A 16,543-nucleotide genomic window follows, 5' to 3' on the forward strand; every position below is an offset into this window, starting at 1 on the left:
CGTCATTCCCCGAAGCTTTGATCGACTAGGTCACGGGTGACGCGATGGTCGCCCTTGAAGATGAGATGTAGAAGGTTGTCCGTCAGCGCGATGGCCAGAATGCCGCCGCCGATCACCATGACGGATTGTGGTATCCACAGCGCCGTGGCGTCTTGGTCCTGGCTGACCTCGTTAAACTTCCACGACCAATAAACGAACCAATAGGCGTAGTAGGTGAAGTACCACGCGACGGCCGCAGCAACGGCGAAACACCAGATATCCAGCAGGCGTTTTCCACCCGTGCTGAGCGCGTTGAGCAGGATCGACACGCGGATATGCGAGCCACGGTTCAGCGCATTGGCAAAGGCGAGGAAACTTGCCCCAGCCATGGCATAGCCCGCGTAGCTCGCCGCACCCGGAAAGACATTGCCAGTCCAGCGGGCGACCATCTGGGCGACGATCAAGGTAAGGATGGCCACCAAACAGACCGCCGCCAGCGCCCCCGCCCCGGTGTAAAGCCCGTCCAATATTTTGCGCAGCGTCTTCATCCGACCCTCCCTAAATCATGCCCCGGCATGAGAACGGCGGCCCCGAAACAGGGCCGCCGCAAGTTGTGCGATTATTGCATCGCCTTATAGTCATCGACGATTGCTGCGCCGTCTTCGCCCGCGGCTTCGAGCCATTCTTGCGTCATGGTGTCACCCACTTCACGCAGGCCGGACATCAGCTCTTCGCTGGCAGGCTCCACGTTCATGCCGCCTTCGCGCAGCCCGTCATAGGTGAACTGGGTGTAGTCCTTCGACGCTTGCAGGCCACGCTCTTCGGCCTCGGTCGCGCAGGTGGTGATCGCCTCTTTGTTGGCGTCCGAGACATCGGCCCAGACGTCGGCGTTGATCATCACGTAGTTGCGCGGCAGCCAGGCGTCGACTTCGTAGAAATGCGTGAGGCTTTCCCAGACCTTCTGGTCATAGCCGGTGGCACCCGAAGAGATCATCGATTCCGCGACGCCGGTGGCGAAGGCTTGGCTGACTTCGGCGGCTTCGATGGTCACCGGCGACATGCCGGTCAGTTCCGCCAGACGCGCGGTTGTATTGTTGTACGAGCGGAACTTGACGCCCTTCATGTCCTCGACCGAGCCGACTTCCTTTTTGAAGTAGAGACCCTGTGGCGGCCACGGCACGTTATAGAGAAGGACGAGGTTCTGCTCTTCCAGCACGGCTTCGACCTTGGGCTTAGCGGCTTCCCAAAGCTGCGCGCTGGCCTCGAAGGAGGGTGCGAGGAAGGGGATGGAGTCGAACCCGAAGACCGCGTTTTCGTTCTGGTGACCGGAGAGCAGACGCTCGCCCAGTTGAACCTGCCCGGTCTGGATCGCGCGCTTGATGTCGGCACCCGCAAAGAGCGCGCCGCCCGGATGCACGGTGATCTCAATCTCGCCGCCGGTGGCTTCGGTCACGCATTCGGCAAACTTTACCCCGTTCTCGGAGTGGAAGTTCGAGGCCGAATAGGCCATCGGCATATCCCATTTCTCGGCCGCGAAAGCGGGCAGGGCCGCGCCCAGTGTTAGTGCCGTTGTGGCCGCGCCGGCCAATAGTTTTGCTGTCAGTGTCATATGGTTTCTCCCTTTGTTGTTAGGTTCCCACGCTTGGCGTTATCCGTCGAAGCGCTGGGGGTGATACGGGGTCAGATCCGTGTTTGGCGGCTGCCCCGTGATCAATCCGGCGATCAGTCGGCCCGTTTTCGGCCCGCCCGTCAACCCGATGTGATGGTGCCCGAAGGCAGTATAGACCCGGCTCGTCCCGATCTGCCCAATCAGGGGCAGCGAGTCGCTGGGGGCGGGTCGGTGCCCCAGCCATTCGATCTCTTCCTCGGCGGTGAGGTTGGGAAAGGCGGCCTTGGCCTGACGGCGCAGCAGTGCCAGTGGTGCTTTGGAGGCGCCCGCCTCTAGCCCGCCGAACTCGACGATCCCGGCGCAGCGCAGCCCTTCGGTCATGGGCGTGGCGACGAATTTGCCCGCCGCCATCATGGTGGGGCGGGAGGGGCCGCCTTGGGCGTCTTTGAAGACGATATGATAGCCGCGCTCAGACTCCAGCGGCACGTTGATCCCTAGCTTACGCATCAGCGGTTTCGACCAGACGCCGGTGGCCAGCAGCACGTCGTCGCAGGGCAGGGGGCCTTGATCGGTCAGGACCGCTGTGACCTGTTCATCAAGGATCGAGATGTCCTCAACCTCGGCCCGTTTAATTGTGCCGCCCATCCCTTCAAACGCCTTTGCCAAAGCGCGGACATAGCCGCCGGGGTCGGCGATGAAGCCGTGGTCGGCCAGCCGGGCGACGCAGGTGATCTGCGGGCCGTAAGCTGGGTCGAATTCCTGCACCGCGCTGCCTTCGATAATCTCTGGCACAAAGCCCGCCTCCCGGCGCAGCGCCCAAGTGTAGTTCTCAGCTTCGAAGGCAGCGCGGCTGGTATAAGCAAAGCAGTAGTCACTGTCGTGAACCCAATCCTCCAGCCCCAAATCGGCGCAGAGGGCTTTATGCTGGGCCACGCTGTCGCTGACGATAGCCGCGAGCCCGGCTGATATGCGGCGCGTGTCGGCATCATTGGCGTGACTCATGTAGCGACGCAACCATGACAGCAAACGCGGGACATAGGGCCAGCGCAGGAAAAGTGGGAACTCAGGATCGCGCAACATACCCGGTGCCTTGCGCAGCAGACCCGGCCCGGTCACCGGGGCCACCCCGGCAGCCGCCAGCACGCCACCATTGCCATGCGAAGTGCCACGGCCCGGCTCGGCCCGGTCCAACAGAGTCACCTGCGCCCCGGCGCGGCGCAGCCAGATCGCGGCAGATACGCCGACAATTCCGGCGCCGATAACGACGACATGCTGGCTCATGGGTGGCAGCTCTCGATTTTGCGTTGGGTCATGGTTTGGTTCCTTTGGGGCATCTTTTACACAAAAAATCACCACGTCAACAAAATGCTGATAAAATGTCATCGTTCCGGTTTCGCTTGTCTCGCCCTGCCCGCAAAGGCACCCTGCGTCTAAACGGAGGGCATATGACAAACGAGACGGGCGCGCGGTTGGGGATACTTATGCTCGACACGCGGTTTCCTCGAATTCTGGGTGATGTGGGCAACGCGGGCAGTTGGTCCTTTCCGGTGCGCTATGCAGTGGTGCCGGTGGCCACGCCTGAGGCGATTGTCTGCGATGACATCGAACCCTTCGTGCAGGCCTTTATCGCCGTGGGGCGAGAGTTAACCGCCAAAGGCTGCACCGGCATCGCGACCACCTGCGGCTTCTTGGCGCTGATCCGACCCCGTCTGGCCGAGGCGCTGAGCGTGCCCGTCGCTGCCTCGGCGTTGGAGCAGGCGGGGCAGATCGCGGCCTGTCTGCCGCCGGGGCAAAGGGTGGGGATTTTGACGATCTCTGCCAGCTCCCTCTCACCCGCCCATCTGCGCGCGGCAGGGGTGCCCGAGGGGAGCCGGGTGATGGGTTTGGAAGGCAGCGGTTTTGCCCGGTCCATCCTTGGCAATCTGCCCGACCTCGATGTGCCGCAGGCGCGGACCGAGATGGTGCAGGCGGCCCGGCGGCTGGTGGAGGCCCATGCGGATGTCGGTGCGATCTTGTTGGAATGCACCAATATGGTGCCCTATGCGCCCGATATCGCAGCGGCGACTGGGCGGCCCGTGCATTCGATCCATAGTTATCTCAACTGGTTTCACGCAGGGTTGCAGCCGCCCAGCTTCGCCTAGACCGGATCGCGCAGCCAGTTGTCGGCAAAACAGACTTGGCTCACCCCGGCAAGCGGCAGGAGACGTTGCAACTCCGCCTCAAACGCTTCTTGCCGTCCCTTGCCCCAGCGGACGCCACGCTCGGGCCAAAGCGCGGTGACGCGCAACTCATCCGCGTCACGATGGGCTTTCATGTCGACGCGGCCCACCAGCCTGTCGCCCTGTAGCAGCGGAAAGACATAGTAGCCGTATCTGCGCTGCGCCTCTGGCACGAAGACCTCGATCCGATAATCAAAACCGAAGAGCCGTGCCGCGCGTTTGCGATCCCGCAGGGCGGGGTCGAAAGGGCTGAGCACCCTCAGGCGCTTGGGCGGATCGCGTGTGAGGGCAGGGTCATCGGCCCAGCCGGGGCGGAGGAAGGCGAGGCGCAAACTGCCGTCGGCAGCCTCGATATTTACTTCCTCTAACCGCCCAGCAGCCAGCTCCGCCGCGCACCATCCGCGCGCCTCGGCGGGGGAAATATGTGCCCAGAAGGCTGCCAACTCTCCCGCCGTGGCAAAGCCCAAACGCGCCAGTGCTTGGTCGCAGCACCAGTCGATGGTCTGCGCGGTATCGGGGGCATTGGCCGGATCGTGAAGCGCAGCGGGCACCACCCGTTCGGTCAGATCATAACGCTTGCGAAACCCCTCACGCCCGGCCACGGCCAGCGCACCGCTGCGCCAGAGATATTCAAGCGCGGTTTTCGAGGGATGCCATTCCCACCAGCCCCCGCTGCTGCGCGGCTCGTCCCGGCCCACATCCGATGAGGTAACGGTGCCCTCTGCGCGGACCTGCGCCAGTACGCTTTGCATCTGCGCCTCGAAATCATGGCGCTGCCAATCCTTCCAGCGGCCCAAAAGCTTCGCCGCATCGCGGGTCCGGCGCAGGTGCCATTGAGTGTAGAAGTCCATCGGGATGACGGCGGCGTCATGGGTCCAATGCTCAAACAGCGCGCGGTCTTTTTCATAGAGCCGTTTCAGTTCAGCAGGGCGGTAGCGCGGGCGGCGGGCAAAGAGGATCAGATCATGCGCCCGCGCCACCGTATTGATGCTGTCGAGTTGCATAAAGCCCAGATCATGGATCACCTTCAGCAGCGCCGCGCCCTTGGCCAGGCCCTGTGGCGGCTCAGACAGCAGGTGACGCGCCAGAAACAACCGCCGCGCGGCGGCATTGCCAAGCGTCGGGCGGCTCACCCCCGACGGCGACGGCGCAGGGTATCGCCCAGCGACAGCGTCGGGGTCAGGGTGACCTGGGTCTGCATATCGGGGTCGGGTTCGGGTACCGTCTGATTGAGGATGATCCGCGCGGCGGCCTGACCGATCTCGTTTCGGCAGGCGTCCATCGTCGCCAATTGAAGCGGCAGACCCTGTAGCAGTTCGACGTTGTTAAACCCGGCAAGGCCAATCTGACCAGGAATGTCGATGCCTCGGTCGATCAGGTGCAGCAAGCCGCCCGCGCCGATCATATCGTTGGAATAATAGAGAAAATCTAGGTCGGGCGAGCGTTCCAGCATCTCTTGCGTCATCTCGCGCCCCTTAGCCAGCGCAGAGCCGCCTGAGTAAAAGGCGCGGTCTTCGATCTCCACCCCTGCCTTGGCCAGTCCTTCGGTAAAGCCCTCGAACCGTTTTCGCGCGCGGTGATCGAGCGGCATTTTCGTGCCCATGAAACCGATCCGCTCATAGCCTTCGCGCAGGATCGCCTGTGCCATCTCGCGCCCCGCGCGGCGGTGCGAAATGCCCACCATCGCGTCAATGGGTTTGCCATCGGTGTCCATGATCTCAACCACCGGAATGCCTGCATTGCGCAGCATGGCGCGGGTGGCCTCCGAATGCTCCAGCCCTGCGATGATGACCCCCGAGGGCCGCCACGAAAGCATCTCGTAAAGCACCCGCTCTTCTTTCTCGGGGAGGTAATCCGTGACCCCCACGACCGGCTGGAGCGGTGTATCTTCCAACACCTGATTGATGCCATTAAGCACTTCGGGAAACACCATATTCCCCAAGGACGGGATCACTACGGCTACAAGGTTGACCCGCTGGCTGGCCAGCGATCCGGCGATCTGGTTGGGCACATAGCCAAGCGCCTTGGCGGCGGCCAGCACACGGTTTCGGGTGGCTTCCGATACGTCGCCGCGTTTGCGCAGGACACGGCTGACCGTCATCTCGGAAACGCCACAAGCATCGGACACATCGCGCAGGGTCAACGGGCGTTTGGGGGGTGTGGTCAATTTGGTGTTCCTGTTTGCCTTTCACCTAGTTTGCGCGAAGCGCGTCGCACGATCAAGCACTGCCGCCGACTTGCCGCGTCACCGCGCAGATCGGTTGCCATTCTGCCGATGACATCGCCCCTCGTTTGCGCTAAACCGCCCCGGTCGGCCCCGTGGCTCAACTGGATAGAGCAGCCCCCTCCTAAGGGGCAGGTTGCAGGTTCGAATCCTGCCGGGGTCACCATTCTCATTTTGCCAGCCGAACCAATCGCCTCAAAAGCCCCCTTGCTGCTTGAAATCCTCACCCGGTCTGTCAGATTGCCCGCGATATAATCAGGAATGGCAGAGGCTTTGATGAAAACAGGAACTTTTGTGGTCGGAGCGGCTTTGCTGGCCGTGGCTGGCTGTGCGGTACCCGCGACAGGGCCGCAGGGCGCGTCAGCGCGGGTTGGCAATCTGCCCGAGTCGGTGGTGAGCCTTGCCGCGCCGAACCAAGACTTGTCCACAGCGCGTTTGCTGCCCGAGGATGGCTGCTATTGGTATCAGCATAGCGGTCCGGTTGAGACGACGCTGGTGCCGCTGCGCGCGGTGGGCGGCAATCCGATCTGCACCAAACGCCAAGCCTAAAATCAAAACGGGGACCGCTGATTGGCGGTCCCCGTCTTACGTCGCGGCTTAGCTGCGCGCGACGACGCTTTCTTCTGCCGAATAGAGATAGGCTGTCGAGCCAGTCCGCACATTCGGATATAGTTGGTTAATATGCGCCATGATCATCCGCACACAGCCAGAGCTGGCCCGGCCCCCGATGCTCCGCGGTTCGGGTGTGCCGTGGATGCGCAAATAGGTGTCGCGGTTGCCTTCGAATAGATAAAGCGCCCGCGAGCCGAGCGGGTTTTCCGGGCCGGGGGGCACACCGTCTTCCAGACCCGCGTAAAGCTCAGGATCGCGCTTGATCATGTTTTGCGTGGGCGTCCAATGCGGCCATTCGGCTTTGCGTTTGATCGTGTAAGTGCCGGGCTCATAAAGATTGCCGCGCGCAATCGCGACGCCGTAGCGCATCGCGGTGCCGCCCTCTTCGATGTGGTAGACATAGCGTGCGACGGCATCCACATGCACATCGCCGACGCGCAGATTGTCGTTTGCCACAACGCGCTGCGGCAAGAACCGCGGGTGTACGCCCCAAGGGTTGCTGGTCGCCGGATCAAAGCCCGCAGGCGTGACCCGCGCATCCCATGCGGCTTTTTCTGCCGCGGTTGGGCGGGTGCGTGCCATCAGCGGTGTGGCGATTGCGCCGGAAAACAGCGCCGTGGTTGTTTGGATGAAATGACGTCTTGTCAGCATGTGGTCGCTCCGTGGTTGACCTGTCTGCGCAAGGCAGGGTCGTATGCGTGTATGAGAGACTAACGGCCTCTCCCCGCTTGAGGTTCAAGGAAGAAGGCACTTGCTGAAGAGATTGTGATCTAAAACACACGGTTTTCCTGCGGGTCAGGGGCACGACCGCAATGGTGCGCGCCCCGAATGCTGTGGGTTTGGGCGATTTGCAGTGACTGCGTTAGCCACGGCCCCGGTAGGGGGGCACACCTTGGTCGGGGATCCAGATCCCCTCGGGCAGGGGGCCGGTTTGCCAAAAGACATCGATCGGGATACCGCCGCGCGGATACCAATAGCCGCCGATCCGAAGCCATTGCGGATCAAGGAAATCGGCCAAGCGGCGTGCGATTGAGATCGTGCAATCCTCGTGGAAAGCCCCGTGATTGCGGAACGAGGTCAAAAACAGCTTGAGCGATTTGGATTCCACTAACCACGGGCCGGGCACATAGTCGATCACCAGATGGGCAAAGTCCGGTTGGCCGGTCATCGGGCAGAGCGAGGTGAACTCCGGCGCGGTAAAGCGCACGTTGTAGGCCACATCGGCCTGTGGGTTCGGCACCCGCTCCAACTCGGCCTCTTCGGGGCTGGTGGGGATGCGGGTCTCACCGCCGAGTTGTTTGAGATTGCTGTAAATGTCTTCGGACATAGGTGTCTCCATCGGTCAGACGCCGCGTTTGTTGCCCCAGATCAGGACATGAAGCTGCGGCAGGATACGGGGGGCAAACCAGCCATCGGCCATCGCCATTTCAGTGAGCCAGCCCAATCGGTCGGCCAGTGCCTGCGGATCAACCGGGGTGGCAGGGTCGACTTCCGGGTTGCCGGGCTGCAGGTAGAGAGGAATATCAAGGTGGTGGGCATGCACTTCGCGCGCCCATTGGTAGTCGATCTCATCGAAAATTACGATCTTCATCACCTGTTGCCGCGCCTTTGCACCGATGGTGCAGCAGGCCTCAAAGGCGTCCCAATCGACCTCCTCACCGCTCGAGGGCGGCTTGGGGGACAGCACCAGCGTATCAAGATCGGCAAACCACGGGCGTGCGATAGAGCCTTGCGTTTCGCAGGCGAAACGGTAGCCCGCAGCCTTGCCCAATTGGATCAACGGGCCGAAATCCTGAATGGCCGGGTTGCCGCCCGACAGGGAAACCGTCAGCGGTTGGTCGTTCGAGAGCCTGCGTACCTTGCGCCACACATCCTCAGAACTTAGGGGTGCCCAACTGTGACGGTATTGACTATCAACCGCATGCAGGCTGTCGCACCAGCTGCACCGATAGTCACAACCGCCCGCGCGGACGAATACCGTCGGCTCCCCGATCAGCGCGCCTTCGCCCTGAATGGTGGGGCCGAAAATCTCGGCGATGCGCAGGGTCATGGCCGGTATTCCGCCCATGTCTTGGGGGTCTCGCTCACCAATACGGCACTGGTCTCAGGCCAGCGCGCGGCGCACCAATCATGGAAATGCTTCGCCATATTCTCGGCAGTGGAGGGGCCATCGAGAACATCGTTCAGATGCCTGTGGTCAAAGTGGTCGTCGATATAGGTCTTGAGTGCCTTCAGGTCATGATAATCGCGCACGAAGCCATCGGTATTGAGCGTCTCGGCCGCCAGTTCAACCACAACGATATAGTTGTGCCCATGCAGCCGCGCGCATTTGTGGTCGTCGGGCAGGTGGGTCAGTTGATGACTGGCGGAGAAGTGGAACTCTTTGCGAATGCGAAACATCAGCCTTCCCCCCGTGTGGCGAGGGCCGTGGTCCAATAGTCCGGGTCGGCGTAGACTGTGGGGTCGGTGACCTCGGCCAAATGGAAGGCTTCGCGCCGTTCCACACAGGTGCCGCAACGCCCACAATGGACATCGCCGCCTTTGTAGCACGACCAAGTCTCGGCAAAGGGCGTGCCCTGCCGCGCGCCTTGGCGGACGATCTCGGCCTTGCTTTGCTCCACAAACGGCGTGTGCAGGCGCACATCGGCATAGCCGTCGAGGGCAGCTTGCTGCATCGCGTCAAAAGCGCGGGTAAAGCCGGGGCGGCAATCGGGATAGATGAAGTGGTCGCCGCCATGCACGGCAGTGGCGACAGCCTCGTCGCCCTGCGCTGCCGCTATGCCAAAGCCGATCGACAGCATAATCGCATTGCGGTTCGGCACAACGGTGATCTTCATCGTGTCTTCGGCGTAATGCCCGTCAGGCACGTCGATATCGTCGGTCAGGGCAGAGCCTGACAGCGCAGCACCAATGCCGCGCATGTCGATCAGGTGGAACGGCACAGCTAGCCGCTTGGCGGCGGCTTCGGCGAAGTCGACCTCCTTGCGGTGGCGCTGTCCATAGTCAAAGGAGACAAGCCGGGTGAGCTGATGCTCATTAGCGGTGATATGCGCAAGCGACACGGAATCGAGTCCGCCAGAGCAGATGACAAGTGTTTTCATTTTGGGGCCCTTGTTTTGATGTCCGGGTAGGCTGCGACCGGATGGCGGGGCTTATTCCAGAATTCGCGGGGATTGCAAGCCCTGCTGGCTGTGGCAATGGGCAGCAGGCGAAGCTGCGCGAACAGGGTCGCCGATGACCGATAAAATAAGGACTTTGGCCTTAACAATTAAACCTAAGTTAACTTTAGCCAGCCTCAGAACTGCGCTATGCTGCTCATATGTTGAAAAGCCCTCAGAGCGTAACGCTCGACGCCAGCCATTTTGAATTGATTGAGGCGATGACCGACGAAGTGGTCGTCCTTGACGCCACAGGAAAGATTGTGGCGGTTAATATGGCATGGAAGCTCTTTTGCGAAGAGAACGACGGTGACGCCGGGACGCATTATGTGGGGGCCAATTACTTCGACATCTGCAAAGCGGCGGTGATGGATTCCGTGGTGCAGGCCGAAGCTGTTCTGGACGGGCTGAGGCAAGCTTTGAAAACTGGCACGTCTTTTGAGGGGGAGTATCCCTGTGACGGGCCGGGCGTGCGGCGCTGGTTTCAATTGAATGCCAACCGCATGACGATCCAGGGTGCGCCCTGTTTGCTGCTGCAACACCGGAATGTGACGACGCGGCGCATGGCCCATGATGATGTTGAGCGCGCCCATGTACAGGCTGAGACCTTCGCCGCGCTGGTTGCCACCACGGGCGAGGCGATCCTGACCTACGATCTTGAGGGCCGCATCATCAGCTGGAACCCGGCGGCCGAACGGCTTTATGGCTATACTGAAGCAGAGGCTTTGGGTCAGTCAGTAGAACTGCTTTTTCCGGCGGACTGGCCAACAAGCGTGCTTGAGTATCGCGATCAGATCATGTCAGGCAGCCTGCGTCAGTTCGATGCGGTGCGCATCGCCAAGGATGGCACAAAGCGCCACGTGACCATTGCCTGCACGCCGATCCGAACGCTTTCCGGCGATATCGTTTCAATCTCGAACATTCACCATGATGTAACGGCCACTCGGCGCGCCGAAGAGGTGCGTGATCTTGTCTCGCGGGAGGTTATTCACCGCGCAAAGAACATGCTGTCCCTGGTGACGGCGATGCAGCGGCAGACTGCGAACTCCGCTTCGTCGCTGGCAGAGTTCAACAAATCTTTCGGGGATCGCATTCAGGCGCTGGCCCGTTCGACCGACTTGTTGGTCGATGGTGGTTGGTCATCGGTGGACCTTGGGCAATTGGTCCGCGCGCAGTTGGACCCATTTTTGCATGAGCATACCAAGGTCGTGGATGTGGCTGGCCCCTCCGTGGCACTTGGTCCGCAGGCGTTGCAATTGATCGGTATGGCGCTGCACGAACTGGCGACCAATTCCACCAAATATGGCGTGATGAGCGACGGGCGCGGGCATATCCAATGTCACTGGTCGCACACCAAAGAGGGTGGGCTGCGGTTTCAATGGGCCGAGACGGGGATCACCCTTGATCCATCCGTCAAAAGAACATCAGGGTTTGGCAGCAAGGTTCTTTCGGTGCTGGCCCCTGCTATGGTCAACGGGTCGGCGGATACGGTCACTAGTGACGACGCGCTGACCTGGACGGTCACCATCCCTCCTAGCCATTTGGGTAAAACCAACTAGGGCAATCCCTGCGCCCCTGTGTCCCCGCGCTGAACCGTTTGCGGCGGCGCTGTATCTTGATGTGCACCTAAATCCACCTTTTGCGGAACTTTCCCGCGCTGGAAGCTCGTTTCCTCTTTAGCAGCGTCGTTTGAACAGATGATGAGGAGGGCATAATGGCTGAGGCACAGGGCAAAACCGCAACGCTTTACCGGATGGTGATGAAGCAACATCTTTGCCCCTACGGGTTGAAGTCGAAAGACCTGTTGGAACGGCGGGGCTATATCGTTGAGGACCATCACCTGACGACGCGCAAAGAGACTGACGCCTTCATGGCGCAAGAGGGCGTCGATACCACCCCACAGACCTATATCGACGGGGAGCGGATCGGGGGGTATGACGATCTGCGCGTGTATTTTGGCGTGAATCGACCTAAAGACGAACAATCTGACACGAGCTATCAGCCGGTCATTGCGATCTTCGGAGTGGCCTTTCTGATGGCACTGGCCCTGTCGTGGTATGCCTTTGGCGACATCCTCACCCTGCGGGCGTTTGAGTGGTTCATCTCGATCTCTATGTGCTTCCTTGCGGTGCAAAAGCTGCAGGACATCGAGAGCTTTTCGACAATGTTTCTCAACTACGATCTGCTGGCGCAGCGTTGGGTGCCCTATGGTAAGGTTTACCCTTTTGGCGAGGCTCTGGCCGGTATACTCATGACAGCGGGCGCGCTGACCTGGCTCTCGGCCCCCGTGGCGATCGTCATCGGCGCGATCGGCGCGACTTCGGTGATCAAGGCGGTTTATATCGACAAGCGCGAATTGAAATGTGCTTGCGTCGGCGGGTCGAGCAATGTGCCGCTGGGGTTTGTTTCGTTGACCGAGAACGTCATGATGCTGGGAATGGGGATCTGGATGTTGATCAAAGTCTACGGTTGAGCAGATTGGCGATCTGAGAGGGCAGCACGAACTTTGATCAGGGGGGATATCTGGTCGGGCTGAGAGGATTCGAACCTCCGACCCCCTGCTCCCGAAGCAGGTGCGCTACCAGGCTGCGCTACAGCCCGACCGATGTGCTGCGCATAGCGCAGCTTGGGGTGTTTGGCAATTGGTCAGTTCTATGGATTTAGAGGGTGCGCGTTGAATTCAAAGAGGAGGGGGCGCTGCCCCCGCAGCCTTCGGCTGCTCCCCCGCGGGTATTTAAGAAAGGATGAAGGGGAAGGGGCGGGGCGCGAACCCCGCCGTGGTTTTTAAAGGCTTGCGTCGAGCGATTTGAGGATCGCGTCGCCCATCTCCTCGGTCGTAATGGGGGTGCCGCCTTCGGGGCCCATCAGGTCGGGGGTGCGGGCACCGTCGGCCAGCGCCTGTTCGACGGCTTTTTCCAAACGGGCGGCCTCTTCGCCTTGATCGAAGGAGTAGCGCAGCGCCATGGCGAAGCTGAGGATACAGGCGATCGGGTTGGCTTTGCCTTGGCCCGCGATGTCGGGGGCGGAGCCGTGAACGGGCTCGTAGAGGGCTTTGGGCCGGCCATCGGTATTGGGCGCGCCGAGGCTGGCGGAGGGCAGCATGCCGAGGCTGCCGGTCAGCATGGCGGCGCAGTCGCTGAGGATGTCGCCGAAGAGGTTGTCGGTGACGATGACGTCGAATTGTTTGGGGGCGCGGACCAGTTGCATGGCGCCGTTGTCGGCGTACATGTGGCTGAGTTCGACATCCGGGTATTCGGCGTCGCGCACCCGCTGGGTGACTTCGCGCCACAGGATGCCGCTTTCCATGACATTGGCTTTTTCCATGGAGCAGACTTTGTTGCCCCGTCGGCGGGCGAGCTCAAAAGCGGAGCGGGCGACGCGCTCGATCTCGCTTTCGGTGTAGCGTTGCGTGTTGATGCCGACGCGTTCGTTGCCTTCCTCGAAGATGCCGCGCGGTTCGCCGAAATAGACGCCTGAGGTCAGTTCGCGCACGATCATGATGTCGAGACCGGCGACGATGTCTTTTTTCAGCGAGGAGAAATCGGCCAGCGCGTCAAAGCATTGTGCCGGGCGCAGGTTGGAGAAAAGGTCCATCTCTTTGCGCAGACGCAAAAGGCCACGTTCGGGTTTCACGGAGAAATCGAGGTCGTCGTATTGTGGACCGCCCACCGCGCCTAAGAGCACCGCGTCGACTTCGAGAGCCCGGGCCATCGTGTCGTCATGCAGGGGCGTGCCGTGTTTGTCATAGGCGGCACCGCCGACCAGATCATGCTCTACATCGAAGGCCAGATCGCGCTTTTCGCCGAACCAGTCGATGATGCGCGTGACCTGCGCCATAACCTCGGGGCCGATGCCGTCGCCGGGGAGGATGAGCAAGGATGGGTTGGCCATGGGAAACTCCTGAAAATACGGTTGCTGATGGGTAGCCTGCGGGTTCCGGAGGGTCAAGCTAGCGGGGCTTAGCGGGTGAGATCGACCCAGACGAGGGCATGACGGCTTGCGGCGTCACCCTGGGGCCAGATGAGGCCTGCGTCGACCACCTGCCAGTGGCGGGAGGGCAGGATGTAGCCGACGCGCATCGGGCCGGTTTGTGGCCAGTTGACCGTGGGCTGGTCGGGCTGCGGGTCTTGCAGTGCGGGGTGGGACAGGAGGGCGGCAATGGCGTCTCCGCGCCCGTCGCCGCCGGTCGGGTCTAGGTTGGCATCGCCCAGTAGAATGAAGGGATGTGTAGGCGGGGTGCCGATCACTCCGGCAAGGTGGTGGACCCAGAAGATGGTTTCGTCGTGGTTGCGGCGGCCATTGCGGTCTTCGGGGCCGTCGAACACGGGCGGGGTGGCATGGTAGGTCAGCAGTGTGATGGGGCCATCGGATGTCTGGATGGGCAAAGACCAATGACTGTTGGACGACAGGCGCTGCGTGGCGTGGGCCTCGGCTCCAGCAAAGGGGGCGCCATCGATAATCGGGTAAAGTGAGCCTGGAAGGTCGCGCCAGAGAAGGGCGCTGAAGTCTTGGAGCTGCGCCGTCATGATCGGGTGGCGCGAGAGGATGGCCATGGCGCCTTGGCCAAAGAAACGGCCGTAGCCTTGGGCGTCGCGGGGGCCGCCGCGCTTGCCGTCTCCTTCGAGATCGACACCGCTATGACGACCCGCATTGGGCGGCGCGGCGAAGCGGTGGGGGTAGGGCGCACCAGCAGCGGTGAGGGCATCGGCGAGGGCATCGAGGGTGCTGAGTTCGAGATCGTAGTCGATGCCTTGGAGGGCGATGATATCGGGATTGGCAGCGGTGATGGTTTGCACCACGGAAGACACGCTTAGGTCATCGTCGCGCAGGATATCGCGCAGCAGAAGGCCCGGACCTTTGCGCGAAAGTTCGGTGTTGAAGGTGGCGATGCGCAGCGGGTCGGCCTGCGCGAAACCCGCCAGCAGCACCAGCGCTGGCAGCAGCAGCCGGATCAGGCGGCCTGCATATGCGCTTCGGCGTAGGCGCGGCGGCGTTTGTCGTGGATCATCTCGGCCACGCGCCCCATGGCGATGCCCCGCATGATCATACTGGCCGGAAGGAAAGCCCATGCGCTTATTGTCCAGATCATGGTTTGCGGATTGCTCAGTGAGATTGGATCTATCAGATCGGCCGTGGCTTTGACCACTGCGGGGATGATGAAGGGCAACAGGAACCCAAGCGCGATGTTGATCCGCGCATCTCGTTGCAGGCGGTAGAGCACGTCGCCGCCAGCGGTTGGATCAAAGAGCGGCAGGTTCACCCAGACGTTAAAAGCGCCATGGCGGGCGGGCCAGCCCATGACGCGCACCAACACGACAAAGGTCGCCAGAGCTATGAGCGAAACGAGATAGGCCAGCCCTGCCGCTGTGCGGATGAGATTGACGGCCTCATATGGGGCGTCGGCGGGCATCATCAGCACCACCAGTCGGACCGGAGAATAGGGAAAATCGAGCGAATTTCCTAAAATTGTACCTAAGGAGGTCAGTGCGGCAGTCAGCAGGGTAGGGGTCGCCTGACCTCTTGCGATGAGTGACAGCACGAGAATGGTAAAAAGCAGGCTGATAAACCGTAAACGGTTGAACGGCGGCGCATCGCGGAATTCGACAATGCTGGGCTGGCGGGAGTTATATTCCATGAAGGTCAGGATCGCTGCGACGCAAGCGAGAAGCACGGTGATTTGACTCGATTCCGCATCGGCACCCGGCAGGAGGAGCGCAGGTGTGGCTATCAATAGCGCCACCAGTAGGCCACGCGTCGCCGCGCCTGTCATACGTCCGATCACTGTTCTGCCCTTCCAAACTGGTCAGCCGCGGTACATTGCCGCGTGCTTGTCCCAACTTGATGGCCCCGATTGCTGGAGCTTGCCTCATTCTTGTCCAATTTTTGCCTTCTTTCCGCACATGCCTCAAGGCTCCGCATGAAGATGAGCAAAGTTCTGGGGTATTTTGAGGGAAAGGGTGGTGCCTTCTTGCATCAATTCCGTGGCGGATTGATGGCAGGCCGCAACATCTTGTGGGCGCTGGATTTGCGCCCACAGGTTAAATTAAAAGCAAATACTTAGACCCAAGGGCGGCTCTGGCCAAGCGAATCCTCGTAGCTGTCGATCGCCGCGCCTTTCTCAAGTGTCAGACCGATGTCGTCCAGACCGTTGAGCAGGCAATGCTTTTTAAATGCGTCGACTTCGAAGGGAAATTTCTCACCGTCCGAAGTGGTCACGGTTTGGCCTTCGAGGTCGATGGTCATCCGCGCGTTCGATCCTTTTTCGGCGTCCTTCATCAGCACGTCGACCTGCTCTTGCGGCAGGACGATGGGCAGGATGCCGTTCTTGAAGCAGTTGTTATGAAAGATGTCGGCAAAGCTGGGCGCTATGACGCAGCGAATGCCGAAATCCTTGATCGCCCAAGGGGCGTGTTCGCGCGAGGAGCCGCAGCCGAAGTTGTCGCCCGCCACCAGGATCTGCGCGTCGCGGTATTGCGGTTGGTTCAGCACAAAATCGGGGATCTCGTTGCCTTCGCGGTCATAGCGCATTTCGTCGAACAGGTTCACGCCAAGGCCGGAGCGTTTGATCGTTTTGAGAAAGACCTTGGGGATGATCATGTCGGTGTCGATGTTCACCAGCGGCATGGGGGCCGCGGTGCCGGTGATTTCTGTAAACTTTTCCATCGGGGTATCCTTCGGAGAGTGCGGGAACCGCGCTGCTGAGCGGCGCGTTCTAAGCAAATGGAGTATCAGGAGGGCATGG

General features: G+C 61.1%; 19 protein-coding genes and 2 tRNA genes. 6 read left to right on the forward strand and 15 right to left on the reverse strand.

What is annotated here, in order from left to right; translation table 11 throughout:
• Positions 1-2: 2 nt before the first annotated feature.
• The 3 genes from K3759_RS01460 to K3759_RS01470 form a co-directional block, all read right to left on the reverse strand.
• On the reverse strand, positions 3-527 hold the full coding sequence (locus tag K3759_RS01460) for a TRAP transporter small permease (protein WP_259983903.1): 525 nt from the start codon (positions 525-527) through the stop codon (positions 3-5).
• A gap of 71 nt (positions 528-598) precedes the next feature.
• Complete coding sequence (locus tag K3759_RS01465; protein ID WP_259983905.1) at positions 599-1,588, reverse strand: TRAP transporter substrate-binding protein; 990 nt, start codon at positions 1,586-1,588, stop codon at positions 599-601.
• A gap of 39 nt (positions 1,589-1,627) precedes the next feature.
• Positions 1,628-2,869, reverse strand: coding sequence for an FAD-binding oxidoreductase (locus K3759_RS01470; RefSeq protein ID WP_259983907.1), 1,242 nt, complete (start codon positions 2,867-2,869; stop codon positions 1,628-1,630).
• Between the two features lie 164 nt (positions 2,870-3,033).
• Between K3759_RS01470 and K3759_RS01475 the strand changes: the two genes are divergently transcribed.
• Positions 3,034-3,729, forward strand: coding sequence for an aspartate/glutamate racemase family protein (locus K3759_RS01475; RefSeq protein ID WP_259983909.1), 696 nt, complete (start codon positions 3,034-3,036; stop codon positions 3,727-3,729).
• Here the strand turns inward: K3759_RS01475 and K3759_RS01480 are convergent.
• Both K3759_RS01480 and K3759_RS01485 read right to left on the reverse strand, forming a co-directional pair.
• Positions 3,726-4,940, reverse strand: coding sequence for a winged helix-turn-helix domain-containing protein (locus K3759_RS01480; RefSeq protein WP_259983910.1), 1,215 nt, complete (start codon positions 4,938-4,940; stop codon positions 3,726-3,728). The two genes, K3759_RS01475 and K3759_RS01480, sit on opposite strands and share 4 nt — an antisense overlap.
• Complete coding sequence (locus K3759_RS01485; RefSeq protein WP_311199015.1) at positions 4,937-5,974, reverse strand: LacI family DNA-binding transcriptional regulator; 1,038 nt, start codon at positions 5,972-5,974, stop codon at positions 4,937-4,939. Before K3759_RS01485 ends, K3759_RS01480 begins: the two co-directional genes overlap by 4 nt.
• A gap of 146 nt (positions 5,975-6,120) precedes the next feature.
• Here K3759_RS01485 and K3759_RS01490 point away from each other — a divergent pair.
• A tRNA-Arg gene (locus tag K3759_RS01490) sits at positions 6,121-6,197 on the forward strand.
• Between the two features lie 110 nt (positions 6,198-6,307).
• Entirely contained in the window at positions 6,308-6,580 is a 273-nt protein-coding gene (locus tag K3759_RS01495) for a hypothetical protein (protein WP_259983911.1), read from the forward strand.
• 48 nt (positions 6,581-6,628) lie between these two features.
• Here the strand turns inward: K3759_RS01495 and K3759_RS01500 are convergent, their stop codons facing one another.
• The 5 genes from K3759_RS01500 to queC all read right to left on the reverse strand — a co-directional run bounded on the left by K3759_RS01500 (position 6,629) and on the right by queC (position 9,744).
• Positions 6,629-7,294 (reverse strand): L,D-transpeptidase, encoded by a 666-nt coding sequence (locus K3759_RS01500; RefSeq protein ID WP_259983913.1) that lies wholly within the window; start codon positions 7,292-7,294, stop codon positions 6,629-6,631.
• A 211-nt stretch (positions 7,295-7,505) separates the two neighbouring features.
• Positions 7,506-7,970: a preQ(1) synthase gene (queF, locus tag K3759_RS01505; protein ID WP_259983914.1), complete on the reverse strand. Its 465-nt coding sequence runs from the start codon at positions 7,968-7,970 to the stop codon at positions 7,506-7,508.
• 15 nt (positions 7,971-7,985) lie between these two features.
• Positions 7,986-8,693 carry a 7-carboxy-7-deazaguanine synthase QueE gene (queE, locus tag K3759_RS01510; protein WP_259983916.1) on the reverse strand — a complete coding sequence of 236 codons (708 nt, stop codon included), beginning with the start codon at positions 8,691-8,693 and terminating at the stop codon, positions 7,986-7,988.
• The gene (gene queD, locus K3759_RS01515; RefSeq protein WP_259983917.1) at positions 8,690-9,043 is read right to left on the reverse strand and encodes a 6-carboxytetrahydropterin synthase QueD; all 354 of its coding nucleotides are present in this window, start codon (positions 9,041-9,043) and stop codon (positions 8,690-8,692) included. The genes queE and queD overlap by 4 nt, the downstream gene beginning before the upstream one ends.
• Positions 9,043-9,744 (reverse strand): 7-cyano-7-deazaguanine synthase QueC, encoded by a 702-nt coding sequence (gene queC, locus K3759_RS01520; RefSeq protein WP_259983919.1) that lies wholly within the window; start codon positions 9,742-9,744, stop codon positions 9,043-9,045. The genes queD and queC overlap by 1 nt, the downstream gene beginning before the upstream one ends.
• A 218-nt stretch (positions 9,745-9,962) precedes the next feature.
• Here queC and K3759_RS01525 point away from each other — a divergent pair, with 218 nt between their 5' ends.
• On the forward strand, positions 9,963-11,360 hold the full coding sequence (locus K3759_RS01525; RefSeq protein WP_259983920.1) for a sensor histidine kinase: 1,398 nt from the start codon (positions 9,963-9,965) through the stop codon (positions 11,358-11,360).
• 155 nt (positions 11,361-11,515) lie between these two features.
• Positions 11,516-12,274: a MauE/DoxX family redox-associated membrane protein gene (locus tag K3759_RS01530; protein WP_259983921.1), complete on the forward strand. Its 759-nt coding sequence runs from the start codon at positions 11,516-11,518 to the stop codon at positions 12,272-12,274.
• 51 nt (positions 12,275-12,325) lie between these two features.
• On the opposite strand, the gene K3759_RS01535 is transcribed toward K3759_RS01530, so the two are convergent.
• The 4 genes from K3759_RS01535 to K3759_RS01550 form a co-directional block, all read right to left on the reverse strand.
• Positions 12,326-12,402 (reverse strand) — tRNA-Pro (locus K3759_RS01535).
• Between the two features lie 183 nt (positions 12,403-12,585).
• Positions 12,586-13,692, reverse strand: coding sequence for a 3-isopropylmalate dehydrogenase (gene leuB / locus K3759_RS01540; protein ID WP_259983922.1), 1,107 nt, complete (start codon positions 13,690-13,692; stop codon positions 12,586-12,588).
• A gap of 68 nt (positions 13,693-13,760) precedes the next feature.
• Complete coding sequence (locus K3759_RS01545; RefSeq protein ID WP_311199020.1) at positions 13,761-14,729, reverse strand: endonuclease/exonuclease/phosphatase family protein; 969 nt, start codon at positions 14,727-14,729, stop codon at positions 13,761-13,763.
• 23 nt (positions 14,730-14,752) lie between these two features.
• Complete coding sequence (locus K3759_RS01550; RefSeq protein WP_259983923.1) at positions 14,753-15,583, reverse strand: hypothetical protein; 831 nt, start codon at positions 15,581-15,583, stop codon at positions 14,753-14,755.
• A 135-nt stretch (positions 15,584-15,718) separates the two neighbouring features.
• Here K3759_RS01550 and K3759_RS01555 point away from each other — a divergent pair, with 135 nt between their 5' ends.
• Complete coding sequence (locus K3759_RS01555) at positions 15,719-15,862, forward strand: hypothetical protein (RefSeq protein WP_259983925.1); 144 nt, start codon at positions 15,719-15,721, stop codon at positions 15,860-15,862.
• Here the strand turns inward: K3759_RS01555 and leuD are convergent.
• Positions 15,859-16,464, reverse strand: coding sequence for a 3-isopropylmalate dehydratase small subunit (leuD, locus tag K3759_RS01560; RefSeq protein WP_243262040.1), 606 nt, complete (start codon positions 16,462-16,464; stop codon positions 15,859-15,861). The genes K3759_RS01555 and leuD overlap by 4 nt on opposite strands.
• Between the last annotated feature and the right edge of the window lie 79 nt (positions 16,465-16,543).

Origin of the sequence: Sulfitobacter sp. W027 (assembly GCF_025143985.1) — a bacterium.
GTDB lineage: Bacteria > Pseudomonadota > Alphaproteobacteria > Rhodobacterales > Rhodobacteraceae > Sulfitobacter.